This window comes from Propioniciclava tarda (assembly GCF_900182665.1).
Taxonomy (GTDB): domain Bacteria; phylum Actinomycetota; class Actinomycetes; order Propionibacteriales; family Propionibacteriaceae; genus Propioniciclava; species Propioniciclava tarda.
Genome location: NZ_FXTL01000004.1, coordinates 1 through 26,916, shown reverse-complemented (window position 1 = coordinate 26,916; position 26,916 = coordinate 1). Strand labels below are relative to the sequence as shown.

18 protein-coding genes are annotated in these 26,916 nt (G+C 64.9%); 11 read left to right on the top strand and 7 right to left on the bottom strand.

What is annotated here, in order from left to right; all coding sequences use genetic code 11:
- Positions 1–10: 10 nt before the first annotated feature.
- The 3 genes from FN821_RS04810 to FN821_RS04805 all read right to left on the bottom strand — a co-directional run bounded on the left by FN821_RS04810 (position 11) and on the right by FN821_RS04805 (position 2,078).
- Complete coding sequence (locus tag FN821_RS04810) at positions 11–535, bottom strand: TetR family transcriptional regulator (protein ID WP_221929112.1); 525 nt, start codon at positions 533–535, stop codon at positions 11–13.
- A gap of 86 nt (positions 536–621) precedes the next feature.
- The gene (locus tag FN821_RS14435; RefSeq protein WP_206661995.1) at positions 622–996 is read right to left on the bottom strand and encodes an MFS transporter; all 375 of its coding nucleotides are present in this window, start codon (positions 994–996) and stop codon (positions 622–624) included.
- Complete coding sequence (locus tag FN821_RS04805) at positions 993–2,078, bottom strand: MFS transporter (RefSeq protein ID WP_206661994.1); 1,086 nt, start codon at positions 2,076–2,078, stop codon at positions 993–995. The genes FN821_RS14435 and FN821_RS04805 overlap by 4 nt, the downstream gene beginning before the upstream one ends.
- A gap of 62 nt (positions 2,079–2,140) precedes the next feature.
- Between FN821_RS04805 and FN821_RS04800 the strand changes: the two genes are divergently transcribed.
- Both FN821_RS04800 and FN821_RS04795 read left to right on the top strand, forming a co-directional pair.
- Positions 2,141–3,148 carry a helix-turn-helix transcriptional regulator gene (locus FN821_RS04800; RefSeq protein ID WP_131171425.1) on the top strand — a complete coding sequence of 336 codons (1,008 nt, stop codon included), beginning with the start codon at positions 2,141–2,143 and terminating at the stop codon, positions 3,146–3,148.
- A 102-nt stretch (positions 3,149–3,250) separates the two neighbouring features.
- Entirely contained in the window at positions 3,251–3,466 is a 216-nt protein-coding gene (locus FN821_RS04795) for a helix-turn-helix domain-containing protein (protein WP_206661993.1), read from the top strand.
- A 212-nt stretch (positions 3,467–3,678) separates the two neighbouring features.
- Here FN821_RS04795 and FN821_RS04790 read toward each other — a convergent pair whose 3' ends face one another.
- The 3 genes from FN821_RS04790 to mobF form a co-directional block, all read right to left on the bottom strand.
- Complete coding sequence (locus FN821_RS04790) at positions 3,679–4,143, bottom strand: hypothetical protein (protein ID WP_131171424.1); 465 nt, start codon at positions 4,141–4,143, stop codon at positions 3,679–3,681.
- Positions 4,144–4,158: 15 nt separating this feature from the next.
- Positions 4,159–4,623, bottom strand: a complete 465-nt coding sequence (locus FN821_RS04785) for a helix-turn-helix domain-containing protein (RefSeq protein WP_131171423.1) — start codon at positions 4,621–4,623, stop codon at positions 4,159–4,161.
- 604 nt (positions 4,624–5,227) lie between these two features.
- On the bottom strand, positions 5,228–9,502 hold the full coding sequence (gene mobF, locus FN821_RS04780) for a MobF family relaxase (protein WP_131171422.1): 4,275 nt from the start codon (positions 9,500–9,502) through the stop codon (positions 5,228–5,230).
- A gap of 572 nt (positions 9,503–10,074) precedes the next feature.
- Between mobF and FN821_RS14430 the strand changes: the two genes are divergently transcribed.
- Positions 10,075–11,142, top strand: a complete 1,068-nt coding sequence (locus tag FN821_RS14430) for an ATP-binding cassette domain-containing protein (protein WP_131171421.1) — start codon at positions 10,075–10,077, stop codon at positions 11,140–11,142.
- 37 nt (positions 11,143–11,179) lie between these two features.
- A complete protein-coding gene (locus tag FN821_RS04770) occupies positions 11,180–12,547 on the top strand; it encodes an AAA family ATPase (RefSeq protein ID WP_131171420.1) in 1,368 nt (455 codons plus the stop codon).
- A 99-nt stretch (positions 12,548–12,646) separates the two neighbouring features.
- On the opposite strand, the gene FN821_RS04765 is transcribed toward FN821_RS04770, so the two are convergent.
- Complete coding sequence (locus tag FN821_RS04765; RefSeq protein ID WP_206661992.1) at positions 12,647–13,834, bottom strand: DNA cytosine methyltransferase; 1,188 nt, start codon at positions 13,832–13,834, stop codon at positions 12,647–12,649.
- 504 nt (positions 13,835–14,338) lie between these two features.
- Here FN821_RS04765 and FN821_RS14425 point away from each other — a divergent pair.
- The 7 genes from FN821_RS14425 to FN821_RS04735 all read left to right on the top strand — a co-directional run bounded on the left by FN821_RS14425 (position 14,339) and on the right by FN821_RS04735 (position 26,864).
- A complete protein-coding gene (locus tag FN821_RS14425; protein ID WP_206661991.1) occupies positions 14,339–15,160 on the top strand; it encodes a DUF1156 domain-containing protein in 822 nt (273 codons plus the stop codon).
- Between the two features lie 188 nt (positions 15,161–15,348).
- Positions 15,349–17,181: a DUF1156 domain-containing protein gene (locus tag FN821_RS14420; protein ID WP_206661990.1), complete on the top strand. Its 1,833-nt coding sequence runs from the start codon at positions 15,349–15,351 to the stop codon at positions 17,179–17,181.
- Positions 17,181–20,621, top strand: a complete 3,441-nt coding sequence (locus tag FN821_RS04755; protein WP_131171419.1) for a Swt1 family HEPN domain-containing protein — start codon at positions 17,181–17,183, stop codon at positions 20,619–20,621. Before FN821_RS14420 ends, FN821_RS04755 begins: the two co-directional genes overlap by 1 nt.
- Complete coding sequence (locus tag FN821_RS04750; RefSeq protein WP_131171418.1) at positions 20,621–22,135, top strand: ATP-binding protein; 1,515 nt, start codon at positions 20,621–20,623, stop codon at positions 22,133–22,135. Before FN821_RS04755 ends, FN821_RS04750 begins: the two co-directional genes overlap by 1 nt.
- 5 nt (positions 22,136–22,140) lie before the next feature.
- The gene (locus FN821_RS04745) at positions 22,141–23,124 is read left to right on the top strand and encodes a PD-(D/E)XK motif protein (protein ID WP_165489243.1); all 984 of its coding nucleotides are present in this window, start codon (positions 22,141–22,143) and stop codon (positions 23,122–23,124) included.
- Position 23,125: 1 nt separating this feature from the next.
- A complete protein-coding gene (locus FN821_RS04740; RefSeq protein ID WP_131171417.1) occupies positions 23,126–26,209 on the top strand; it encodes a Z1 domain-containing protein in 3,084 nt (1,027 codons plus the stop codon).
- Between the two features lie 199 nt (positions 26,210–26,408).
- Positions 26,409–26,864, top strand: a complete 456-nt coding sequence (locus tag FN821_RS04735) for a hypothetical protein (RefSeq protein WP_142640440.1) — start codon at positions 26,409–26,411, stop codon at positions 26,862–26,864.
- The last annotated feature ends 52 nt before the right edge of the window (positions 26,865–26,916 follow it).

The following is a 26,916-nucleotide window of genomic DNA, read 5'->3' as shown; positions in this document are numbered from 1 at the left end:
AGCGCAGTCGTCACGACGGGTCCCCGATAAGGCCGAGCAGGCCAGTCTTCAGCAAAGCCGACGGGTCGGCGTCCGAAGGTCCAGACGCCCAAGACAACAGCACCGCGGTCGCCGCCCCCAGCAGAGCTCCGGCCGCCGCTCGGGCGTCCTCGACGCTCGCCGCGCCGTCGATGAGCGCGTGCGCGACGGCGTCCTCGGTCTCTCGGCCGGAGGCCCACAGTGCCGCTCGCAGGCTCGTTGTGGATGCCGCCAACGCCACCCGCTGACGAAACTCGACCGAGGCGAACTCGGCGAGGGCCTCCGGCGAGTCCATCGCGGCGGCTAACCCTCGGACGGCTCGCGCCAGCGGCGTCGACGACCTGGGCTGAGCAGCCACCGCAGCTGCGATCGCGGGATCGAAGACGTCGACGACGACCACGGACTCCTTCGTGGGGAAGTGCCGGAAGAACGTCATGTGCGACACCCCCGCCGCAGCGGCGACGGCAGCGACGGGCGTCGCGTCGAAGCCCTGCTCGGTGAACAGTTGCAGCGCCACGCGTCTGATCCGGTCTGGTGTTCCCTCGGTCGATATCACCCCTTCATGTTAGTCACTAACGTTTGTTACTAACAAGACAGCGCGGATCAATTCGCTCCGTTGGCAGGTTGGGCTCGCAGGTTGGCGACCAGAAGCGCGGCGATGAGGTAGCAGGCGACTTCCCACGGTGCGAGCACGTTGGCGAACGCGTGCGCGTGAAGGGTGTTCGGGGCGCCGGTGTTGCTGGCGAGGGTGTTGAAGTAGATGGTTCCCAGGGCGGCGATGCCGACCGCGCCACCGAACTGAGTGATGCTGGTGAGGACGCCACTGGCGGTGCCGGCTGAGCGTCCGGGGACGCCGGCGAGGATGGTGCTGAGCAGGATGGGGGCCGTGAGGCCCAGGCCGAGGCCACCGAGGAAGAGTGCTCCGGCAAGAGGCCAGGTGCCCGGGTCGGTCCCGTCCTTGACGAGGAACCAGGTCAACAGGTGTGCGGCTGCGAGGGTGAGCGCGCCGGCAACGAGCAGTTGGCGGCCGAGTTTGGCGCCGAGGCGATGCCGATCCCGGAGGTGATGATGGACCCGAGGGCGTACGGCAGCATGATGAGGCCGGTGTCCCAGGCGGTGCGTCCCGTGCCTTGCTGCAGGTAGATCGACCGGGTGAGGAAGAAGCCGCCGATGCCCCCGAAGAACAGCAGGGACGCCACCAGGCCGAGGCTGAACGTGCGGTTGCGCAGCAGGGCGGGGTCGAGGATAGGGGCACCGCCCGCTGCGGCGAGTCGCCGCTCGTAGGCGAGAAAGGCCACGAACAGCAGGACGCCGCAGGCGAGGATCACCCATCCCCAAGTCGGCCAGCCCCAGTCGCGTCCCTGCACGATCGGCAGGAGCACCAACACCACGGACGCCGCGGCGAGGGCCGCGCCGACGGCGTCCAGTCTTGTGGTTTGGGGTTGCCGCGACTGCGGCAGGACGCGGAGGCCGATCAGCAGGGCCAGGGCGGCGACGGGCAGGTTGACCCAGAAGATGGTCCGCCAGCCGAGGCCACCCAGGTTCGCGATGACCAGGAAGCCGCCGAGCAGCGGGCCGACGACGGCGGCCAGGCTTTGGGTGGCGCCGAAAGCGCCGAATGCTTTTGCCTGACCAGCGGCGTCGAAACAGGACCGGATGATGCCGAGGGTTTGCGGCACCAACAGGCCGGCGGCGACCCCCTGCAGGACGCGCGCCCCGATCAGCAGGGGCGCCGTCGGTGCCAGCGCGCACAGCGCGGACGCCACGGCGAACGCGGTCAGGCTGCCCAGCAGGACGCGGCGATGCCCGTAGTCGTCGCCGATGCGTCCGCCGGTGATCAGGCCCGATCCCAGCGCAAACGTGTAGGCGGCGAGGACCCATTGGAGTTGGGCGGGGGTCGCGCCCAGATCGCGGACGATCGCTGGGGCGGCGACGACCACGATCGTCGCGTCGACGAGGTCCATGAAGGAGGCGAGCAGGACGACGAGGAGCGTCCAGCCAGTTTGAGCGCGGGGTACGGCTGCCGAAGCGGTCGCTTGCGGGAGAGGTGCGTGTGCCATGAACGGCACTGTGCTGGGGGTTGTGGACGCCGAATGTCCGCTATTCGTGTCATCGTGGACGCGTGGCACAGTCGTCCGCGCGGGTTCTGACGCTACTGTCACTGCTAGAGGCACGACAGGAATGGCAGGCAGAAGCCCTGGCGGGCCGCCTCGAGATCACGACGAGGACGCTTCGCCGCGACATCGAGACGCTGCGCGATCTGGGTTACCCCATCGATTCGGTCCGGGGCCCGGGCGGCGGCTACCGGCTTGGCGCGGGCAGCAAGCTTCCACCCTTGGTGCTGGACGACGACCAAGCCATCGCGATCGCCTTGGCGCTGCAGACTGCCCCCGCGAGCATCGCCGGCATGGACGAGTCGTTGGCCCGCGCGCTCACCACTTTGCGCCAAGTCATGCCCGCCCGGCTGCGGACCACGACGGACGATCTTCAGGTCACCGCCCTGAGGAACTACTGGGAGTTCTCGGCGCCGCCCATCAGTGCGTCCACCCTGAGAGCCGTCGGGTCGGCGCTGCGCAACCGTCAGATCCTCGCGATCGACTACGAACCGGTGGACGCCGGGCATGCCTCGCCCCCGAGACAGGTCGAGCCCTACCACGTCCTGGTCTGGGCCGGCCGGTGGTACCTCGTCTGCTTCGACCTCGGCGTCCAGGCCTGGCGAATTCTTCGCATCGAGCGGATACGTCCGCGCACCCACCCCGGCCCGTCGTTCACTCCGCGGCCCCTGCCGCAGGACGACATCGTCGCCTACGTCACCCACAACGCCGATCGAGGGGACACGCCAGCACACTGGCAATGCCTCGGTTCAGCAGTCATCGACCTTCCGGCATCCGTGGCGGCGCAGTGGGCCCCAGGCGGCTCCGTCGTCGAGCCCGTCGACGCCACCCGATGCCGACTCACGCTCGGAGGTTGGTCCTGGGCCGGCGTCGCCGGCCTGTACGCGACCTTCGACGCCGACATATCCGAGGTCGAGCCCGAACAGCTTCGGGACGCCTTCGCAGCTCTGTTACACCGGGCTCGCGAGGCCTCCGCATCGCAATTCCCACGGACGCCAGCGGGCCAACTGAGTTGAACTTCGTTCCCCCACGAGGGAACCAGTTCGTCACACCAGGGGTACGCGTCGAGGAACGTTCCCCTGCTGCTGTTGCGCCTTGATTCCAGTCAAGGAGGAGCGATGGCAAGGCGGTACGAGACTTTGGCGGCGGCGTCCGATCGGACGGGCGTCAGCATCAAGACGTTGCGGCGGCGGATCTCGAAGGGGGCGCTGCACGCGTACAGGTCCGGGCGCATCTTGCGTGTGGATCCCGACGACGTGGACGGCATGTTCCACACGGCGCCGGCCGGCGGCCTGGACTTCGTTGTCCTGGAGCTGGCAGTTGGTGGGCGATGAGCCGGCCGACGGACGAGATGCCGGTGGGAACGCACAACCGTCTGATTGTCGATGAGTTCCGGGTACGCATTAGGACCAGGCATGTAGCGCGCTCTATCGACCGATTGTGACTGTCCGGGTGATCTCGGAGTGAACAGACGACCAGGCCAAGAACCCTCCCAGCGGGAGACGGCCCCGCCAGAAATTGGCGGTGGGGCTGGGATGTCACGGTTCTAGTCAGTGCTCGGTTCGATTGGAGTGGCGGGGTTGGATGGCGCGTCAACTTTGAACTGGCCCTGTCTGAGGACGTCCAAAGTCATCGTGCCGAGGCGTAGATCCGCAGCGAGGCCCTGAATCAAGACCCTTAGGTAGGGGTAAGCCGCCATGATCGAGACCTTCTCCGTGAACTCGATTCGGACGTCGTCCGGGATCTGGCTGTCATCGGCACGGTCATACAAGACGGCCACTGCAGCCACGAGCTTGAACTGTTCGCTCTCGACGACCGCCCTGAACCATGTCTCTAGCGCTGATCCCCAGGAGATGGGGTTGAGATTGATGGCAATTTCACCAGCGGAAGTGACGTCTCCGAACGCCGACAACCCAGTGTCAGGAGTGGAAGGCAACTTGAGGGTCGCCTCAGTCTGGATGGTTCGTACATCCCTCAGGGTGACGCTTTGAAGGAGTTCCTGGATGTCCATGCGTGGAGGGAGGGGCTAGGCGGCCAGGGCGAAGTCTGTGGGTCCTGCAGGCTCCGCCACTGGAAACCCGGCGGCCCCAACGGCTCGGAGTCTGACCACGTTCTCGGACGGTGGGCTGAGCTCCGCAACGTCACGTACTGGGAGATCGTTGATGCTGGTCGTTACCCAGTTTCCCCGTGTCTGATCGTCGAGCAACTGCCCCTCATCCATCTCGACATCGTGCTTTATGAGGGCGCCGACGGCGTGAGCGTAGCGCCGGATCGTAGCCAAGGTGGGGTTGCTATCGTGCGCTTCAAAGGAGGCCACCGAGGGCTGAGTGATCCCCATGATGGCGCCTACCGCTTCCTGGGAGAAGCCACGCGCCCGTCGAACCTGGATGAGACCCCGAAGGAGCGCGCGATCGTTGTCCGCCAGCAGTTCCGCGCGGATCATGCTGGGAGAAGACGCGTTGATGCCCAGCAGATCTTCCAGGGTGCTCATAGACGCAACTCTATGAAGGCTGTCAAGCGGCCGGAGGTAGGCCGGGCTGTGCGTCAGGGAAGAGCGGCTGGGACGAGTCGAGGCCCCAGCTATTGCCCCTGCCGAACATCACACGGCGACTCGCCTCGTCCATTTGGGCGTCTTGCAGGGCGTTGGTGACTGATGGGTTCCCCGGAACCACCACTTTGACATGGACAAGAGCCACAACTGTCTGATGGGCCGGCTGGTCGGGCTCGTGAAAGTAGATTCGAACCGGTGTGTCCCCTGGCCACCAAAGGCGCAGTTCCCAGAGGTCGGGTTGTCGTCGGACTGGAGTCCAGCTGGCTGAACTCAGCTCGCCACGTTGGGCCGCTTTGATCAGTGACCTGAGTTCCCCGAGCCTTATCTCTACCTCCGAATCGGTGAGTGCGAGACCGTTCTCACTGTGCCGGATTGAGGCCGCCAGTTCCGTCGTCACTCTGGTGTCGCCAGGGTCGCGCTCAAGAGGGTGCCAAGCTCGCAGGACGCCCCTAGCCCCGTCCGGGGCGAGGGGCCTGATGTACATGCTCCGTACCGTATCGGCAGCGCAGGACAAGAAGGCTCAGCCGCTCGACCAAAGCACAGATCAGACGCGTGGAGGACCTTCGCTGGGTCTGCCACTCGGTGGCGCACAAGACGGGGTCCTACATTGCAGATGATCCAGTGAGGGCCGGACCGATTCCCAACTGGGCCGCTCTTGGGTGCCTAGACCGGGATCGGGTCCGCCAAGGTGGATCGGCGCGGAGTCGGGCAGGTCGATGGATTCCCAGCGGGGCTCCGGTTCGGGCACGTCGTCAGGGATCGGGGCGAGCAGCAGGTTGGTGCGCCAGACGAGGGCTTGGGCTTCGTCGATGCCGTCCTCGGGCGGGTTCGCGTTGATGAGTTGGTCGAGGTGCCAGCCGCGGTGGAGGGCGTTCTCGACGCTGGCGACGAGAGGCGGCCACCAAGCGGAGTCCTGCAGCGATCGGGACCGTTCGGGTCCGACGAGCCGCTCCATCTCAGGCAGCCAGTGGGTGAGCAGTTCGGCGTAGTCGGAGTGGAGTTGGGTGGCGACGGCTGGGTTGATGTAGCGGCTGATCCGCCACGAGAGCGCGGCGGCGGAGTGGTCGTCGGGCAGCGGTCCTTCTGTGATGGCGGCGCGGAGCAGTCCCGCGGCGTCCAGGCGGGCCGACGCGACTTGGGCGAGCCGGTACGCCAGAACAGGCACGAACGCATCGGACGCGGTGGCCGGTGCCAGGGTCGTGATGGTCGGCGTCCATTCGGCGGCGGCCGGGGCGAGGTGGTCGACGACGCGTTGGTCGAGTTGCCGCTGGTGGCGGCGCTCGAGTGGTGCGTGTTGGCGTTCGCCGGTGGGTCGGGTGTCTTGGTCGGGGATGCCGTGGGCAGCCCGCCACACGGCGACGTCACCGATCGTGGCCGGGTCGGGGCTGGTGATGCTGGACGGCAACCATCCCGGACGCCCCTCAGCCGCGACCGCATCGGCGCGCACCTGCTGCGCCAGCTCCATGACGAGCTCGTGTCGGCGGCGGAGGTAATCGCCCCAGTCCGCATGTCCCGCAAGGCCGTCGGGGATGCCGGGCAGCCAAGGGAGCGGTCCGGGAAGGCTGTCGAGGCGTCCGAGAGGTTGGAGTCGCCAGTCGAGGACCGCCGCCGGGTCTGCGGCGTCGGCCAGCGGACCTTTGCCGACGGCGTCCGTCAACGCACGAACGGGATCGATGCCGGACGCGGCGTCCAGGATCAGATGTGACCGCAGGGTTGGCCAGGCGGGGGAGTCGGTGAGTCCGGGCACGAGCTGTTCGGCCGTGCCGTCCAGGGCGGCGAGGGTCGCGGGCGGGGTGGTGGCTTCGGCGGCGAATCCGATCGCGTCGGCGTAGCGGTGGGCAGCGCCGGCGAGGCGTCCGGCGGGGTCGGCGAGCTGGCGGGCGGTGCTGGATGCCGACAGCGGCTGCTCGTCGCGGCCAAGGATCGCTTCGAGGAGGTCGGTCGCGGTCGGCGGCAAGATCGCCTCGGGCCGGATGAGCGAGTGCGGGTCGCCGCTGCCGACGACCTGCAGGTAGGCGTGATTGGCGAGGCGTCCGCGCGTGAGCATCGTGTACAGCTGTTGGCGGGTTTCGTCGGCGGTGAGCAGTCCGTGCATGGTGTCGGCGGTGACGCCCTGCGCGGCGTGGATCGTGCACGCGTACCCCAGGTCGACCGACGCCGCGACGTAGGCGGCCGGCAGCACGACCCGCGCAGAGGTGTGCTGATGGACAACCGTCATCGACCCGTTCGTGTTGAGCGTGGTGATGTGCCAGCGGTCGCCGTTCTTCACCCAATCGGACGCCGTCGTCGCGAGTCGGCGGTTGTTCGTTCGGGTGATGATCACGTCACCGATGCCGGCGGTATTACCGTCGGCCAGCAGCACGGTCGGACCGGGTCGGTGGCCATGCAGGTGGGCTTGGGCGCGTTGGTTGAGTGCGGCGACGAGGTCGCGGGTGGGGGCGAGCATGAGGGCGTCGAGGCCGGCGGCCCGGTCGGTGGCCCAAGCCTGGAAGAGGTTCTCGACACACGCGGTCTGGTCGCCAACGTGGACGCGCCGCTGGTCCAGGTAGAACCCCAGCGCGGACGGATCTCCGTCACGCAACGCCAGGCTGGCCGCGGCCTCTGCAGGGTCGGCGAACCGCACGAGCTCGTTCAGTCGCAGCGCCCCCTGCGTGACTTCGATATCCCGTAGGACGCCACCGGCGCCGATCGCCGCCAACTGCTGGGTGTCGCCGATCAGCCGGACCGACCCAGCGCGGTCCAGGACGAACTCGACCACCCGATCCAGCGTCAGGGTGTCGGCCATCCCGGCCTCGTCGATGATCACCAAGCTCTGCGGGTCGATGCTTTGCGCCCAGTCGGGCAGCGGCCGCCCGGTGGCGAGGGCGTGGGTGAGCAGGGCGAGGGTGTCGGCCTGGTGGCCGATCTGTTCGCCGAGTTGGGCGGCTGCGGACGCCGACGGCGCGAGTCCGATGACGGTGCCCCCGCCGGACTGCCACGCCTGGGCGAGGGTGCGCATGGCGGTGGTCTTGCCGGCGCCGGCGGGGGCGATGGCCAACTGGACGAGGCGTCCGGACGTGCTCATCGCCTGCACCAGGGCGGCCTGGCCGGCGTTCAATGGCGTCCGGTTCGCCTCGGCTTCCAACAGGGCGACATCGATGACGGCGTCCGAGATCAGGTGCCCGCCGACGCGGCCGGCGGCGTCCACGAGTCGTTGCTCGGCGGCGAGGATCCGGGCCGAGGTGTGCCAGGTGGCCCCGGCGACGCTGTAGACGGATTGGCCGTCGAGGCGGCGTAGCTGGGCGGGTTCGACGATGTCGTCCGGGGGAGGCGCGAGCCGGATCGAGTGCCGAGTGAGTGCGGCGTGGACGAGGCGTCCGACGACCTCGTCGACCCGATCCGCGGGGACCTCGGCCGCGCGCACCACGCGGAAGGCCTCAGCGCGGACGTGCCAGTCCTGCCATGTCGACCGGGACGCCTCAACCGTCGCCACGATCCGTGCAGCCTCGCGGCGCACCCAGCGTCCGTTGGTGCGGACGTTGCGGCGGCATCCCGGATGCAGGGTGGCCGCGATCATCCGCTCCACGCCGCCTGCGCCCAGGACGGCGTCCGCCTCCGACCTCCACGCCTGGCGTTGCTCGGCCAGCGAGCGCGGCGAATGCTTCGCCGGACGGGTCTCGAGGGTGGCCTGCTGGGCGAGGGTACGGGCCTCGATCACGGTCGGGGGACGCTCCTGCGCCTCCTGAAATCGCGCCGCCAGCTCGCCTTGGCGGTCCTCGATCGCGGCCCGCCGCGCGGACCAGCGGGCGTTCAACGCCGGATCGACCCCGACCAGCTCGCGGACGGCGCGCTTACGGGCGTCCGGCTGGAGACGCTCGGCAAACCGCACCCCCAGGCTCGCCGCCAGGTGCCGCTCGAGAGCCGTGTTGTACACCTCGGACGCCGTCACCTTCGCCTTGAACAACAGCCGCCCATCGATCGCTAACCAGCGCCCGTCGGTGACGGTCTGCACCTTGTTCGCCACGGCCACGTGCGTGTGCAGGTCGGGGTCCCCGGCGCGGGAGTCGCGGTGAGTGAACGCGGTGCCGACAAGCCCGGTCACGTCGACCTGACGGACGCCCTGGGCGCCTGTCCGCGTGAACAACGCCCGCCGCTCGATGAACCGCAACGCCTCACCGATGGCCGCGTTGTGGGCCCGCTCGATGGTGGCCGCCGTGGCGGGATCGGCCAACGCCCACAACGCCGACACGCTCTTGACCGGCGAGAACGTCAGATCGAACCCGGCCACGGCCGTCGTCTGCGGACGCGACAACGTCGCCAAGTGGCCGTGCAACTCGCGGGAGTCGGCCGGCGGGCGTCCATGAAGTTGTGTGAAGGACCCCTTCGCCAGGTCCGTGCGGATCTGCCAGCGGACCTCCTTCGGCACCGGCCAATCACCCGGGACGCCCTTCGCCTCGTTGTAAGCGGCGTAGGCCTTCGCGACCGCGATCTGGAACTCGGGGACATCGTGCTCGATAACCAGAAAGGGATTTCCGAGCCTGGACGCCGTCCGCCGGTCGGCGTCCGAGGCGTCAGCTGGCAGTTCGGCGAGACGTTGGTCGGCGAGCGGATGCATCCCGGATCCGAACAGCAGCCGCATCTGCTCGGCCGTCACCGGATCGCCGGCGCTGAGGCCGTCGAGGCCAACCAGCCCGGACCCGACCCAGACTCCGGGTGACTCGCCCTTCTGCTCGTAGTAGGAGGCGAGGCCGGTGTGGCCCTTCTCGGAGGAGTCCATAGCAGCGACCTGCCGGGTCAGGTAGTCATACCCCGCCCCGGCCGTGATCTTGTGCAGACTCATCACGCCTACCTACCGGCGGATGAGCCCTCCTCCCGGACGCCCAACCAGGGGGAACCTTCCGGCGGTGCACCAGGTGTGATGCAGTTCTATCGACGGGGCCGTGATGGGGTTGCGGAGCAAACAACTCGGCGGCCAGATCGCGGGAACTGACTCGACGCAAAGGGAGCCGCCGCTCTGTTGACTGGGGGCGAGCTGCGGTAGCCGAGAGTCCGGTAAATGCTTGAGCGCTACGTGAATGACGACCGGTCTTTTCGCGAGCGAGTTCATTGTCGGGACCGGACAGCGTCCGGTAGGCGCATTCGTCAACAACCAAGCGCTCTCTCGTACGTCAACGACGTACTCCAGCCACGCGGTGGGGACGTCGCAGACCCGTGCGTCACCGACGCAGTCGTGGCCAGCATGCAACAGCAAGAGCACGCTCGAGTCTTCGGGGTCGCGTTCCGTGTCGGGTACTGCCGTTCCGACGTGGGCCGATAGCCTGAAGCGTGTCCTTGCATGATGAAGTTGTCACATGGGCGGCGAGCCGTCCATGGTGGCAGCAACGGGCTCTCGTTCGGCTTGCGCGAGGCGAGGTGTTCGATGAGGCCGACGTCGCGTCGCTCGTGTCGGATGTGTTCTCCCCGGAGCCCAGCCCACCGGCGGGGGGATGGGTGGCGTCACTGATTGAAGCGCAGGAGACTGTGGGTGAGCCGGTCGTGCTTCTTGGCATCAGGGACGTCCGAAACGTCAACAGGTTGACTACGGGCCAGACTCTGACTTTCGCAGCGCAGGGGATCACCGTCGTGTTCGGCCAGAACGGCTCCGGCAAGAGTGGCTACGCGCGGATCATCCAGTCGATGGTACGCACTCGCACCAAGGCCAACATCCTGCCGAACGTCTTCGGTAGCACCGGCGAGTGCCGCGCTGAACTCGTCTATCGCGTCGGAGAATCCGAGCGCACAGCGAGCCTCGATGGCGAACCGCCAGTGGAGCTGGCACGGGCCGCCTTCTACGACGAGAACACGGGCAACGACTACCTCATGACTGAGTCTGAAGTGCTGTACCGCCCGGCGATGCTCCGGGTATTGGATGACTTGGCCACGACATGTGACCGCATCAGGGCGCGGATCAGCGACCAGAAGATCGCGCTTGATTCACAGCAGATTGCACTCCCCGCCGTGACCCCAGGGTCATCCAAGGAGAAGTTCTTGAAAGGTCTCGTCGCCCAGAACACTGACGCCGCCATCGAGTCGCAGTGCGTGGCACCCGCCGACGCGGAGGAGCAGCTGCAGGCACTCCGGACCGAGGAAGCGCGGCTCGTCGCAACAGATCCGACTTCAGAGAAGCAACGCTTGACTGGTCTTGCCTCCGCGACGAACGTCCTCGCCGCCCACCTCGATTCACTCAGCTACGCCTTCAGCCCCGCCGCGGAAGAGGGACTCAACGGAGCCCGGGTAGCCGTTGAAACGACAAGGCGAGCCGCTGAGATGGCGGCCCAAGTCAACTTCGATCACGAGCCGCTGCCAGGTGTAGGTGAGGCTGCATGGCGGGCCATGTGGGAGTCGGCCGCAGCCTTCAGCGAGAGCGCATACCCCGGGCACGACTTTCCCCACACTGCAGAGAGATGCAGTTTGCGTCCTATGCCAGCAGCCGCTCTCTGAGGTAGGGAGGACACGCCTCCAACGGTTCGCTCAATATGTGACCGACGACACCGCGCAGAGGGCAGCCGCTGCCCAAGCAGCGCTCACCCGACTGTTGCAGGACATCCGCGCTGTTGAGACTGAGCCCGCCCACATCGTCCGATGTATCGCGACTTTGGAGGGGGCCAATGAGCCTTTGGGGGCCAGCGCCGACTCGCAACTCGACTCCCAGCGGGCCAGACAAGAATGCCTCCTCGACCCAACTGCGCCTTACGTCGGGCCAGTGCAGGCGGCTCCCGTTGCACTGGAACTCCGCGCCCGTGGCAACGCGTTGGCGGAACAGTCAGCGACGATCTCCGCCGACTCCTTCAATCAGACCCTGACCCAGGTGCAAGGAGAGCAGCGCGCGCTGAAGGATGTCATCGCAATGCGGAACGGCATCGACGCAGTCAAGAAGCAGCGTGACCGCGAGAAGGAGCGGGAGCGTCTGAACATTGGCTTCTCCTCTGCGAACACACGTGGCATTACAGAGAAGATCGCGGACTGGACTAGGCGTTTCGTGACGGAGGCGTCCACGGACCGTTTCACTCGTGAGACCGACCGGCTCGCTCTGGAGAACGTCACGCTGCGCGACGCCCACGCACGCAAGGGCGCCGTCTATCAGCGCCCTGGACTCCTTGCCGCCACAGTCTCGGCCTCCCTCCCATCTGTCCTTTCCGAGGGCGAACAGACCGCGCTTGGTCTGGCCGGGTTCTTGACTGAGGCGTATCTCGACGTGTCGAAGTCAGCGCTCATCTTCGACGACCCCGTCTCGAGCCTCGACCATATGCGCCGGGAAAAGGTCGCCAACCGATTGGTCGAGTTTGCGGAAGACCGTCAGGTCATTGTCTTCACGCACGATGCTTCCTTCACAGCTGACCTCAGGCGTGCGTGCGATTACCACAAGCTGACCTTCACGGAACGCGCTGTAGAACGCTCGGCAGCCAAGGTGCCGGGGTTTACCAGCGAGAAGCATCCCTGGACTGTCAAGGACGCCGCTTCCCGTATCCACGAACTCAAGAATGAGGTTGCCGCTCTCGCCAGGGAGCTGGAGGGCATGACGCACGACCAGTACTGCGAGCAGGTGCGCAGGATCGCAGGCAAGATGTCCGAGACCTGGGAGCGCATCATCAGTCAAGAGATCGCTGAACGGCTGGTGGATCACAGAACCCTCAACGTGCAACCCAAGATGATGAAGGTTGTTGCCCACATCTCGGCTGATGACGAGACCGTGTTCCAGCAGTCCTACTCCCGCATCTCCGGGTGGGCACCCCGCCACGACAATCACCCTGAGAACAACTGGACACCCCCAGAGATTGGTGACGTGCAGCACGAAGTCGACCTCATTGAGGCATGGTTCAAGGGCGTCAAGAAGTACAGCAACTGATATGTCAGTGAGTGACGAGACATGGCGACCCACTCCGGCAGAGCTGCAGGGAACTCATGAGCAACCTTGGGTCTGATCGCCTCGATGATCTGAGGCCGATCAAGCAGCCCGCGACGTCTCAGCTTCCTCTGGAGCTTCGAGGCAGCCGCTGAACGCCTTGTGGATCTGGCAACCGATGGCCATGCCCAGCGGGATCGGTACGGCGTTGCCGATCTGCCGAGCGATCTCTTCGCGCGTTCCGACCCACTGGTAGTCCTCGGGGAATCCCTGGATCATGGCCGCCTCGTAGTGTGTGATGGCTCGGTCCTCTGTGGGGTGCAGGTAGCGACCCTTCTCCGGTTTGAAGAACTCGGTGCGGATGGTTACCGATGGCTTGTCGAGGTGCAAGCGTCCCATGACGTCCGCTGTACCCGTTCGGTGCTTGCGCCAACAGGGCGCTAGCAACTCATCCGGCAAGTCGAAGCGGTTTCCCTTTGCGGGGATCGAAGCGAATCTCTTGAGAGACAAGTCCGTGTAGAAGCGTCCGAAGTGCAGCTCCCGGGTCGAGAACGCGCCTGGCCGATCCACACCGCCGTACGTGACCGTTCCCTCGGGGAGGCCGACCCGATCAACGGCGTTCGGGATGTGCTGGAAGATCTCGTCGAGCGTGCGGTGCTGGGGCTCGTGCGTCTTCCTCGGTAGTCCGGGAGCAGGAAGGTCCTTGTGGTGACCGATGACGATCACGCGCTTTCGTGCCTGCACAGCTCCGTAGTCAGCGGCGTTGAGAATGTCGAACTCGATCTTGTAGTCGGTGAGCACCCCGGACTGGAGCTCGCTCTGGAAGACAGCCCACTGCGGAGAGGTAAGGAATGCAGGAACGTTTTCGAGCACGAAGAACTTCGGCGTCGACCTCTTGACCGCCTCGGCGTACCGGCGCCACAGGAAGTTGCGATCGTCGTCCACATCCTGCTTGCCGAGTGTCGAAAACCCCTGACACGGCGGCCCCCCCACGACGAGATCCACCTCAAGTGGCTCAACCTCTTGAAGCCAGTCCTGAATCCTCCCCGCGTATACCGTTCCGCCGACTACTCGACCGTCTTCGATGCGCCCGCCGTGGTTGAGTGTGTAGGTTGCTGCGGCGGACAGATCGAACTCGACCGCGGAGACAGGGTCGACTTTCAGTCCTCGGGCGAGGCTCAGACCTGTGGTCAAACCACCCCCGCCGGCGAACAAGTCAAGGGTGCGAATTGCCCGATCACATGGCTCGGGCATCAGCGGGCCGAGCATGATAGCGGGGGCGGGCGACATACCACCTGAGGGTAGCTAACCCCATCCAGTTACCACCAGCGCCACACCGCGCACCGGCGCCACGCCGCTCGCACGGTCCGGCCTACCTCGCGCGTTCGTCGACGGCTACCTCTGACACGAGAGAACCGGAACAACAAGGCGCCACCCGCGAGCAAGGCCGCGTGGTGGACGACGAAACCCGCGCGCAACATCGAGCGGGATCGTGGGGCACGGTTTCCATCTGGTCGCAATGGGCTGGAGAGTCATCAGGATCTGGGAGCTCGAGATGTGCAATGAGCCCGCCAGGAGCTTTGGTGAAGTCCTCTGATCGGAGCTGGCTCCGACCCTCGGCGTAACAGGGCGCACTCCCGACCAGGTAGACCGCGGCCCTCCGCGACGGCCCCCGGTAGGTGGCACTGTGTCGCCAGTCCTGCTGGCGAACAACGGGACCGTCGCCGGGGTTCAAGGTCGGTGAGAGCCCTGACCGTTAGCATCGGATCAACCCATCCACTTGGAGTGACATCAATGACGACGACGTCCGACGCCCCGATCCGCAAGAAACTCATCGAAGTGTCGATCCCGCTGGAGGACATCAACGCGGCCTCTGCCCACGAGAAGTCGGTCCCCCGCAAAGGCCATCCCGCGACTATGCACCTGTGGTGGGCGCCTAGGCCCCTGGCAGCCGCCCGCGCCGTACTCTTCGCCCAATTAGTCGACGACCCTTCCTCAAATCCGAACCTCAGCGAGTGCCAGCAGAAGGCGGAACGCGAGCGGCTTCACGACATCATCCGGCGCCTAGTTAAGTGGGAAAGCATTAACAACGAGACCCTGCTCCGCGAGGCACATGCGGAGATCGTAAAATCCGCGGGCGGTAGGCCGCCCACAATCCTTGATCCTTTCGCGGGTGGCGGCACAATCCCACTGGAGGCGCAACGCCTCGGGCTGAGCACTCATGGCAGCGACCTCAATCCGGTGCCCGCTCTGAAGACCAAGGCACTCATAGAATTTCCCCCGACGTTCGCTGGTCAGTCGCCGGTCTTCCCGGGAGCGGCCGAAGCGAAACTCGGCGAGTGGCCACGCGCCACTGGCCTCGCCGAGGATGTGCGACGGTATGGGGCATGGGTGCGCGATAGTGCTAGGGAGCGCATAGGACATCTGTACCCTGACGCGCAGATCATCAACGACAAGACCAAACGAAGCGAGCCCACGACGACTATCGCCTGGATCTGGGCTCGCACGCTTACATGCCCCAACCCTGCCTGTGAGCATCGAGATGCCGCTCGTGCGCTCTTGGCTCCTCAGCACAAAGAAGGGGAAGCTGACGTACCTCGAACCCACCGTCGTTGACGATGTGGCTGAGCCCAGCGGGCGGCGGATCAAGTTCGCGATCCGTCACGATTCAGCGAACGCGCCGACGAAGGAAAGGGACGGAACTATCACGTCCTCGCGCGGCGCGACGTGTGTCGCCTGCGTGATCTTTCAGCTCGTTGGCGGAGATCCGGAGCAGCGCGATCGCAGATGGATACGGCGTTCGCTTGCTCGCTATCGTCGCCGAGGGGAATCGACGGCGCATCTACACCGAGCCGACGCCTGAACACATAGCGGCATCTGATGTTCCGCGTCCGGGCTCGCTACCGACCGGGAAGATTGCGGAGAATCCCCGTTGGTTCTCACCTCCCCAGTACGGCCTGACCAGTTTCTCGGACCTCTTCACGAACAGGCAGCTAGTCGCCCTGACGACGTTCAGTGACCTCGTGCGCCAGGCGCGGGCAGAGGTCTTGAAGGATGCTCTGGCGGCGGGACTGCCGTCAGGAGATCGTCTCGCGGAGGGGGGCGTTGGCGCCGAAGCTTACGCCGACGCGGTAGTTACGTACATCGCCATGGCAATTAGCAAATTTGCAGATTGGTCGTCCTCCATCTGCAGTTGGATTTCGCAGATTGAGGGCGTCAGAAACACCTTCCCGCGTCATGCGATCGCGATGACATGGGACTACGTCGAGATCAATCCATTCTCAAACTCGGTGGGGAACTTCGGTGCCCATGTCGAATGGGTCGCTGCCGGAATCGACCACCTACCCGCCGGCCCGATTCAAGGGCGTGGTTCGCAGTCTGATGCGGCCTCACGTGATTACACAAACGTAGTGGTGTCCACAGACCCTCCATACTATGACAACATCGGATACTCTGATCTTTCCGACTTTTTCTATGTGTGGCTGAGGCGATCATTGCGTGATGTGCATCCCTCACTGTTCGGATCAATCCTCGTGCCGAAAGCGGAGGAGCTGGTCGCGAACCCCTATCGCCACAATGGCAAGGATGGTGCGGAGAATTTCTTTGAGCGAGGTTTCGCGCAGGTCTTCGCCAAGGTCAGAATGGAAGCATCAACTGATTACCCCATTACGGTGTATTATGCCTTCAAGCAATCCGAACTTCAGAAGGAAGGCCTTAGCAGCACCGGATGGGCAACGATTCTTGAAGGAATCATTCGTGAAGGTTGGGCTATTACTGCTACCTGGCCAGTGCGCACCGAACGGGCTGGTCGCATGACGTCGGTCGGCACGAATGCCCTCGCCTCGTCGATTGTCCTGGTCCTGCGTCCACGTCACACGACAGCTGGACAGACCACGCGACGAGGCTTCATCACTGCTTTGAAACGCGAGCTACCAGCAGCTCTGAAACGGATGCGTGAGGGCGCCATCGCACCGGTAGACCTGGCCCAGGCCACGATCGGCCCGGGGATGGCGGTGTTCTCGGGCTTCCGACAGGTGGTCGAGAACGACGGTTCTGATATGCCAGTGAAGACAGCACTTGCGCTAATCAATCAGGTGCTCGACGAAGTGCTGGCCGAGCAGGAGGGGGATCTCGACGCAGACACGCGGTTCTGTCTGAAGTGGTACGAGCAGTACGGCTGGGCTAGGGCCCAATTCGGTCATGCGGACGTCTTGGCGCGTGCGTACAACACTTCGGTGCGCGGCCTCGAGGATGCTGGAGTGCTCACGCAAGGTGAAGGTGTCGTCCAGCTGGTGCGCCCGCAGGACTTGCCAGCGACCTGGAATCCGGTTACCGACCACCGCATCTCAGTCTGGGAGGTGACCCTGCAGTTGGCCAGGGTGTTGTCCGCCGAGGGCGGTGGAATCGAGGCAGCCGCGAAGCTCATGTCTGCGGCAGGCCGTCGCTCCGAGGTGGACGTCGACTCGATTCAGCGGCTGGCCTATCGCCTGTACGAGATGACGCAAAAGTCGCGCCCTGACGACGCGCGGCTGTTCAACCTGCTCGGTGGTTCGTGGTCGGATCTGACCGAGGCTGCTGGTCGCGTGCGACTAGGGACAGCGGTGCAGGGTAGTTTCGACTTCGGGGGGGACAACTAATGGCGACCAGCAACATCGAGGCGGTGCGAACGGCGCTGCAGTCGCTGTCGGAAATGCTCGATCCGTACATCGAGCGGGTCACCGCGAAGCTGGTGGCCGCAGGTCAGGACTGGACGGTGCTCTTGGCCGCGAAGGATGCCGAGAGGGGCATCCGCGGCAAGGAGTACTCACGGACCGATCCGCAGGACCAGTTCCGAATCATCACCGAGCCAATCGGCTCGCTCGGCTATGTCTTCAACGATCACCTATCTCGTGGGGAGCAAGGCTTCGTCGGGGAATTGCGCAACGTTCGCAACGATGTTGCGCACTTCAAGCCCTTCTCTCCGGATGACGCGGTCCGCGCCCTGGACACCATTGAACGGGTCATGCGCGCGATCGGAGCAGTCCGCGAGGCCGACGCCGTCCGCAAGTCGCGGCAAGACATCCTACGGGGGAACTTCGAGCAGCAAACTCGAAAAGCAGTGAGAGCGGCCACTGGGCTGCCTGGCACGGCGGACGCGGAGCTCCCTCCTTGGCGCGAGGTGCTCAAGCCACATCCAGACGTGGCTTCGGGCCGTTACAGCAATGCCGAGTTCGCCGCGGATCTCTATTCGGTGGCCGTGCAGGGAAACGCGGCCAAGGAGTATCAGGACCCGGTCGAATTCTTCCGGCGCACGTATCTAACAGACGGTCTTAAGGAGTTGCTGCGCCGCGCGGTGGACCGGATATCGGGCTCGGGGTCCGCCAACCCGGTGATCAACCTGCAGACCACATTCGGTGGCGGCAAGACCCACTCGATGCTGGCGGTGTGGCACTTGTTCTCGGGTCGCTCGCTGCACGAGTTCCCGCAGAGCGTTCAAGACCTCTTGGCTGGCGAGCACGCCGATGTCCTGGGGCGTCCGGTCCGCAAGGCCGCGCTCGTGGGTAACGAGATCCCGCCCTCGACGCCGTCCCGCAAGCCTGACGGCACGGTGGTGCACACGCTGTGGGGCGAGCTGGCCTGGCAGCTCGGCGGTCCGGAGGGGTACGCGATCGTCGCCGACGCCGACTGCACCGGTACCAACCCCGGCAACCTCATGCGGGAACTGTTCACGAAGTTCGGCCCTGCCGTCGTCTTGATCGATGAATGGGTGGCCTACGCCCGCCAGCTTCCCGACGCACCTGACCCGAAGCGTCCGGTGCCCGGTGGCTTGTTTGAGACCCAGTTCACGTTCGCCCAGTCCTTGACACTGGCCGCGGAGAGCGTGCCCGGCACCCTGGTTCTGGTGTCCGTTCCGGCCAGTGAGGGCCGGCCCGCCGATACCGGCGGAGGAGATGAGGAGAGCTCGGCTGCGCCTGAGGGCCCAAGAGCGAGTGATCTAGAAGTCGGTGGACAGCGTGGCCGAGACGCGCTGCACCGTCTGGATTACGTCATCCGCCGTGTCGCGTATCAATGGAGCCCGGCAACTAGGGCGGAGTCGTACGAGATTGTGCGCCAGCGGCTGTTCGAGGAGCCAGATGCCAAGGCGATTGCGATGATCGCCACGGCGGCCCGGCGGTTCACTGAGTACTACCGAATACACCAGAAGGAGTTCCCAACAGGTGTTGGGCAGTCCGCGTACGAGTCGCGCATCAGGGCGGCCTACCCGATTCATCCTGAATTGCTGGATCGGCTGTACTCGGATTGGTCGACCCTGGAGAAGTTCCAGCGCACACGCGGAGTGCTTCGGCTGATGAGTCACGTCGTTCACCAGCTCTATGAACGCAACGATCCCTCCCCGTTGATCATGCCCGGATCGATCCCGCTGGACGCTCAGCTTGTGCGCAGCGAGATGGTGCAATACCTCGACAACGCCTGGGACGCGATCATCCAGTCCGAGATCGACGGAGAGAACTCGGTCGCCCGCACCGTGGACCTGGAACGACCCGCGCTTGGGGACCGCTCACTTGCCCTGCGGACCGCTCGGACGATCTTCGCCGAGGCTACGCCGACGCTCGAAGCAGCGCTCAAGGGCAAGGACAGGAAGAGCATCACGCTCGGGGTCGCCATGCCGGGGGATGTCCTGGGCAACATCGGGTCGGCACTCGACGGTCTTCAAGAGAAGTCCTCCCACTACTACGCCGAGGACGGGCGCTTCTGGTACGACACCCAGCCGTCGCTGAACCGCCTCGCAGCCGAACGCGCTGGTCAGTTGTCTCTCGATGCGGTGCACGGCGAGGTTGCGGTTCGACTCAAGCGCGTGTTCAAGGGCTCGACGGACGTCATCGCGGACGTCGTTCACCCCGAGACCTCATCCGACGTGGAGGAGGCCGACTACCTTCGCTTGGTCGTCGTGCCGCCTCAGTACGCCCACAACGGCAAGGACAAGGATTCCAGTGCGTCGAAGTGGGTCCACGATCTACTACGGCAGCGTGGCCAGGCCCCGCGCTCGAACGTCAACACCATCGTCGCCGTGGCCGCCGACGAGAAGCAGTGGGGCACGTTGGAGTCCGCGGTGCGCTCATATTTGGCTTGGAATTCCATCTTCGACGAGACGGCCCGCCTTGATCTGACCCAGTCGGCCGCAGCGCAGGCACAGACGATGCTGGAGTCGGCGAACCGCACGGTAGACGATCGCCTCGCTCACACGTGGATCTGGTGTCTGCACGCTGTGCAGGAAGACCCGCAGGCCCCCTTCGTGGTCGGACAGGTACGCGCTGACGGGCAGGAAAAGAACCTCACCAAGCGCATCAGCGCAAAACTGGCCTCGGTCGACGTCGCACATCCTTACGTCGCTGATCGAGTGGTCAGGCTCGATGTCGAGGAGTTCCTACGCGCGCGATGGACGCGAGGGTTCATCGGCTTCACCGAGCTCTGGGCGTACTACACCCGTTACCCCTATTTGCACAGGCTGCGAGACAAATCGGTGCTTGTGCGAGCACTGGAGGAGTCGCTCTTCGACGCCGCGTTCGTCGACACGGGATTCGCTCTCGCGACAGGCTTCGACTCCGCGACAGGCGATTTCCTCGGCCTGGCAGTGCCGTTGGAGGACACGGAGTTCGGGCCGTTCGACGACAGAACACTGGTCGTGCGACCTGACCTCGCGGTCGCCCAGAGAGAACGGGAGCGTTCTCGGGCGGTGAAGACGAAGCCGGGGCCAGGTGGTGAGAGCGATTCCCCGCAGCCGGGCAGCGACCTGGGCCCCAGTAGCGGGACGGGAGGAACACGGGGGTCCACACCCACTCCCGCGCGTCCACCAGTGGCGAACGCGACGTACTCACTCAGACACGACGTCTCCCCGACCGGAGACATGCCAGCGGACTTGGAGGCGATCGCTCGAGAGATCCTCGACCTGCTTCGCAACGCGGACCCCGACGTTCTGGACATCACGTTGACGGTTGATGCCCAGAAGGCAGCCGGGTTCGACGAGAACACCGTACGCGCGATCAAACAGAACGCTGGCGACCTCGGAGTGTCGACAAGCAGGTTCGGGGATCTGTAGTGGTCGCTCCGTTCGCTCCGCAGCCGGTTGGATCGAAGGTCGTCCCACCCGATCCGTCGATCACGGCTGCGATCGGACGCCACCACACCCTGGCGACTGCGGTCACTGACCTCGTCGACAACAGCATCGACTTCGGTGCGACCCATGTCCTGATCCGGTTCCTGCTGGAGGGTTACCGACCCATCGGGCTCCAGATCATCGACGACGCGTCAGGCATGGACTCTGCCGCCATCGACGACGCTATGACCTACGCCAAGAAGCGCGAGTACAACGGACGAGACCTGGGGCACTTCGGCATCGGACTCAAAGCAGCGTCGTTGAGCCAGGCGCGCACGCTCCTGGTGTGGTCGAAGCGGTACGGCTCGCCACCGGTTGGTCGACGCCTACGCCGTGAAACGCTAGAGACCGGCCCAGTGGTCGAGGAGTTCTCCGCGGCCGACGCGGCGGAGGGTCTATCGAAGGCCGATGTCGACTTCCCTATGGAGACCGGGACGATCGTTGAATGGCAGGACGTGCAGACGTTCCTGACTTCCTCGAGCGATAGTGAGCAGGCAGCATGGGTGAACGGGACGACCCAAGAGCTTGTCGATCACCTCGGTCTGGTTCTACACCGAATCCTCGACCGCGGCGAGTTGTCGCTCAGGATCGAGAATTATGACGTTCAGTTGGCCTTCGCAGGTGCGCCTCGGACCGTGACCCCCATCGACCCCTTCGCGTGCCGAGGGGTCGGGCGTCCGGGTTACCCCAAGGACCTGTCCGTCGAGGTCGGTGATGCAGCGACGAATGCGCGCCTTCACATCTGGCCGCACTGGCACAGGGGGCCAGGGTTCGTCCAGGGCAACCGATCACCGATCGAGTCGCAAGGGCTGTACATCTACCGCAACGACCGGCTTCTACAGGCCGGCGGCTGGAACGGCCTGGCGACACCGACGGTCGACCTCAGCTATGCCCGCGTGGCCATTGATCTCACGGCCGACATGGAGCGCCACGTCATCATCAACCCCGAGAAAGCTGGCACCGCCTTCGACGACGAGCTCCGCAACGCCCTGGTGCGGTCTCGGACAACCGACGGAACAACACTGGCCACCTATCGGGAGGACGCGAAAATGGAGGCGAAAGTCTCCAGGCGGCGGTCGGCTACCCCCATCGAGGCGCCGCTTCCCGGCAACGGCCTGCCCGGTGTTGTAAAGGATGCGTTCACCGTGCACACCGATCCGAACGATGTCTTCCCGATCGACATCAAGTGGCGTGTGCTACCCGAGGGCCGGGTCTACGAGATCGACGTCGACGACCACGCACTCCTTCTGAACGCGGCGTACCGCACAGCGGTGGTTGGTCGCAAGAGCCTCGACATCGACGACGCACCGCTCGTCAAGAGCCTTCTGCTCCTGCTGTTGGAGGACCATTTCGTCGGCACAGGTGGCGGTGCGAAAAGGAAGCGCCAGGACGCCGCATGGCAAGCCATCTTGTTCTCTGCGGTCCGAGCTCAATCAGTGCACACCCAAGGAGATTGACCGGTATGACAACACCGACGGACCAGCTGAGCCCAGACACGCTCGAGAAGTACTTCAGCAGCGGGGCGGTCACGACCCACCTGGTCAACGATTCCCCAGAGATCATCATCACCATCGACTCCCCGGGCCAGAAGATCTCCGTCCTCACGCCCCGAAACGGTCTGGTGCTCCACACGGATGACCTCCGCCGGGTCACGACCGGCTTGGAAGTCCGCGGCGGCGTGGAGTGGGCCCGCCTCACTCTGGACGCGCGTGGCATGTACGCCGAGGCGTACGGGTTGGTGCTTTCCGTCGTCCAGGCGATGCGCGGTGGCGCGACGTTCGCCGCGGCGTCATCCGCGGCCATGACGAACATGAAGGCGCTCCTCGCCGCCAAGCCGCGAATCTCGGAGGAAAAGCAAGTCGGACTGTTTGGCGAGCTCCTGTTGTTCCGTGCTCTTCTGGACAGCTTCGACGAGTACGCCGTCATCGACTGGTGGCTCGGACCGCTGGCGGAGGAACGCGACTTCGCGTTCCCGGCATTCGACGTCGAGGTCAAGACCACCCTTGGCGAGTCGCGAACACACGTAATTCACGGTGCCAGCCAGCTTGAACCCAGCCCGGGCCGCTCGCTGTGGCTCGTGTCCATCCAGATCACGCGCGCCGGGGGCGACCCGAAGGGGATTGCGCTCCCCGGGCTGATTCACCTCATTCGTGAACGCCTCACGGCTACCCGGGGCCGTTTCCTGAACTGCCTAGCGTCCCAAGGTTGGGATGACGATGACGCAGCGATGTATCCGACTCCCTATGTGCTGCGCACCACGCCAGCCGCGTACCTTGTAGACGACGACTTCCCAGCGGTGACGCCGGCGCGCCTGCGTTCGACGGTGCCCCACAGCGACCTTGTCAGTGACGTGACCTACCGTGTGGACGTGTCCGGCAGGATGCCCGGGGTGCCTGGTGAACCGCTCGACACCTTCGTCGCAAGTACCGAACCCCAGGAGGCATGACGTGACCGATCTCTACACCGAGGCCGTCGTCGGAGTTGTCCGAGGCATGAGCAAGGGCAGCCCCAAACCCATGCTCAAACGGGTCCAGTTCGAACTCGACGAAACTGACGTCCGGGGCGACTTCACCGAATCCGATCTGGTCGAGAAGCTCACATCCGCTGACGTGAACGAGCCTGCCCGGTACGAGTTTCACATTCAGCTCACGAGGTGGGACTCCGCAGCCGACACAGCATGGTCGGCGGGCTCGGCACCGAACACGGCAGAACGCCGGGCCGCGATCTTGGACGCGCTCGGGTTTTCCTCGGATGCGAAGGCACGGATCGACCACGCATTCCCGGTGAGCATGACCGGGGCAGTGGTGATTTCTGGCAAACCCTCCGACTGGGATCCTTGGTATTCGAGTGACCTCGTTGCCCAGCGGTCGTTCTACTGGGATGGATACCGCGGCGTTCTGGAGGAGAAGGGCTGGAGTTCGTACGCTGTTGGCGAGCTCGGACGTGCCACGGACGAGGTCGTCAAGCGACTGGCAGACCCCACACGAGATGACCCTTACCAGTCCAAGGGTTTGGTCGTGGGCCACGTCCAGTCCGGGAAGACAGCCAACTTCACCGGTGTGATAGCCAAGGCGATCGACGCTGGGTACAAGCTCGTCATCGTCCTCACCGGCACGATTGAGCTGCTCCGCGGGCAGACCCAGCGTCGACTGGACATGGAGCTAATAGGCGAGGAGAACATTCTGGGCGGCGTCCCCCGCGACAACGCGGAGCTCGCGGCTTCAGTCGACTACATCGGAGACGGCGACATCGATTGGTATGAGGGCAGGTTCGTCTCGTACGGCAAGGATCCCAAGGAGCTCGGTCTCCCGGGAATCCGTCGGCTCACCGGCGCCAAGGACGACTACAAGCTACTCAAGGCAGGTCTCGGGTACCTCGACTTCCGGCAGACCGATCACCTCGTCGACCCGGCGCGACCGCTATACCACGAGCAGAACGTTTACCGACCCGACATCCGCATCGCCGTCGTCAAGAAGAACTCGACGGTGCTCAAGAAGCTCGTTCGAGATCTGCAGGCGACCAAGACGGACCTTGGGGAAATCCCGGCGCTAATCATCGACGACGAAGCGGACCAGGCGTCGATCAACACGACGCGGCCGAAGAAGGATGCAGCCGAGGAGAAGGAACGGACCGCGATCAACCGGCTCATCGCACAGCTTCTCCGCGAACTGAAGCGAGCTCAGTACATCGGCTACACGGCGACGCCGTTCGCCAACGTCTTCGTCGACCCCGAGGACGCCGAGGACATCTTCCCCAAGGACTTCATCGTCAGCCTCGATCCACCTGACGACTACATGGGAGGCCGCGACTTCCATGACCTCGACGAGTCCGAGGACGACGTCGACGACGAGCCCGCCACGAAGACGGTCGCGAACTCTAACGAGAAGGCGTTCGTCCGGTCGCTCGTCGCCGGCCCGGACGAACTCGAAGCCCGCGACAAGGAGGTGCTCGCCGCGCTCGACGCGTACGTCCTGTCTGGTGCCATCAAGCTCTTCCGCGCCGCGGCGCTCGGCAAGCCGAAGCTCTTCAGACACCACACGATGCTCGTACACGAGTCAGTGCGAACCGCCGAGCACGAAGCCCTTGCGGCCGACATCCGGCGCGTCTGGGCCTCCGCGGCATATGAGCTACCCGCAGGGCTCAAGCGGCTGCATGACCTCTGGGTCTCCGACTTCCGTCCCGTGACGGAGGCCCGTGCGCCGGAGGCTCCGGTAATCCCCGGCTTCCACGCGCTGCGCGGCTTCATCGGGCATGCAGTCGACAAGATCCAGCAAGGCGTGAACCCGGTGGTCATCGTCAACGGTGTTGCCGAGAAGGACTACCTACAAGCAGACATCAACTTCCAGTCCGGCGACGTGTGGAAGATCCTTGTCGGGGGCGCCAAGCTCTCGCGAGGGTTCACCGTCGAAGGTCTCACGATCTCCTACTACACACGTCGCACGATCGCCGCCGACACACTCATGCAGATGGGCCGCTGGTTCGGTTACCGGCCGCACTACCGGGATCTGGTGAGGCTTTACATCGGGCGAAATGTCCCCGCTCCTAGACACGAGGTCATCGACCTCTACAAGTCGTTTGAGGCGATCGTTCGCGATGAAGAGGATTTCCGCGACGAGCTGAGGAGGTTCCAGGGGTTCGAGGAGGACGGCCGCCCGCGGGTCCGCCCGATGGACGTCCCGCCCTTGGTCTATCAAAGCCTTCCGTATCTCAAGCCGACCAGTGCGAACAAGATGTACAACGCTGAACTGACCGAGCAGGGCGAAGGTGGCAAGGTCGTCGATTTCAACCAACAAGGCGAGCACAAGGACACCGCCAACAGGACGCACTTCGAGGCTGTTCAGCCACTGCTCGACGCTGCCAGCACCGTGGGCGACTTCTTCTACATCAACGAAACAGGCGCCCCCCGACCATGGCGCGCTCGCTACGGGATCATGGACGCCGACGTCCTCATCGAGGTCATTCGCCAGTTCAGTTGGGCAAACAATTTCAAGATCTCTCCGTACCTCGCATTCATGCAGAAGGCCATCGCCGAGGGCACTCTCAAGGACTGGGCGATCATCGTCCCTGAGATTGACTCACTGCCCACCCGTACCGTTGAGGGTCGCAAGCTGAAGCTCATGCGCCGCTACCGACGCTCAGACCGCCCGTGGCAGTTCTCCGGGTCGTCCACCCGTCAACGCGCCGCCCTCCTCGCCATCTCCAGCGGGATCGATGCCGACACGGTCGACAAGGACGGCCACATCGCCACCGCACTCGCCTTGCCGGACTATGCGCACGTCAAGGCCCTGAAAGTGCCGACTCGAGGGGCGTTCCTCCTGACCTTTGCCGGGGACAGCGCGTCGGCACGGTTTCACGACGCCAAGGGCGTCACCGATCCCGTGAAGCTGCCTGATCCAACGAACTCCAAGGACGTCGCAACGTTGTTCTCGTACGCATTGCCCTTGGCTTCGGCCCCGGCTGGGCGGATCGCGTTCAAAGTACGCAGGCCCGACAGACCGGAGGATCCGATTGTCGACGCTGGCGCGTTATGAGTGATGAGCTGTTGGGTACGGGCCCCGTTTTGGGAGGCGGACCCAATAGTTTCAAAAGTTATGATTCCGGGGCGGCCCGGGTGGGCAAATCCCGATGACATGGAGCAGCTCCTTCAGCTACTCGGCAGCTCGTAGAGACTTGAAGGCGGATCGGCCTTGATAGCCGTGACTCCATCGAGCTCCCTTGTAGCGTCTGGGCATGTCGCAAAGCGGACACCTGTTCATCGTCCAGGCCGACCTGACCAGGGTCGCCGCCGACGCGTTCCTCGTCCCGTGTGACGACGAGCTCAACGTCTCCGGGACTTGGCGTCCGTTCCTCGAACCTGGCGCTTCCCCGCAGGCGAAAGAGGACTGGTTCCTGCCGCAGGGCGTCCAGCTCGAGAGTGGCATGGCCGTTCTGCCCGACACGACACCGGAAGACCCGACCCCGGATCAAGTCGTCGGGCTTCGCGTCCTGGTCGACACCGTCGGCGTCGACGACATCGCGGCCATGGTCACTCGTTCGTTGGACGCAGTACGCCTCGCCGCGTCTCAGGCGCAACGTCACGGCGGACGCATCCTGCCCCTGGTGGCGATGCCCGTCCTTGGCGTAGGCCAAGGCAACTTCAAAGGGGCTCTTCACAGACGAGGGTGTAGTCGGGGGCCCGGGTTGTGACCGGCGTGTCGGTGGCGGGACGGGGGTCGAGGTCTTCCGAGGATGGAGGTTC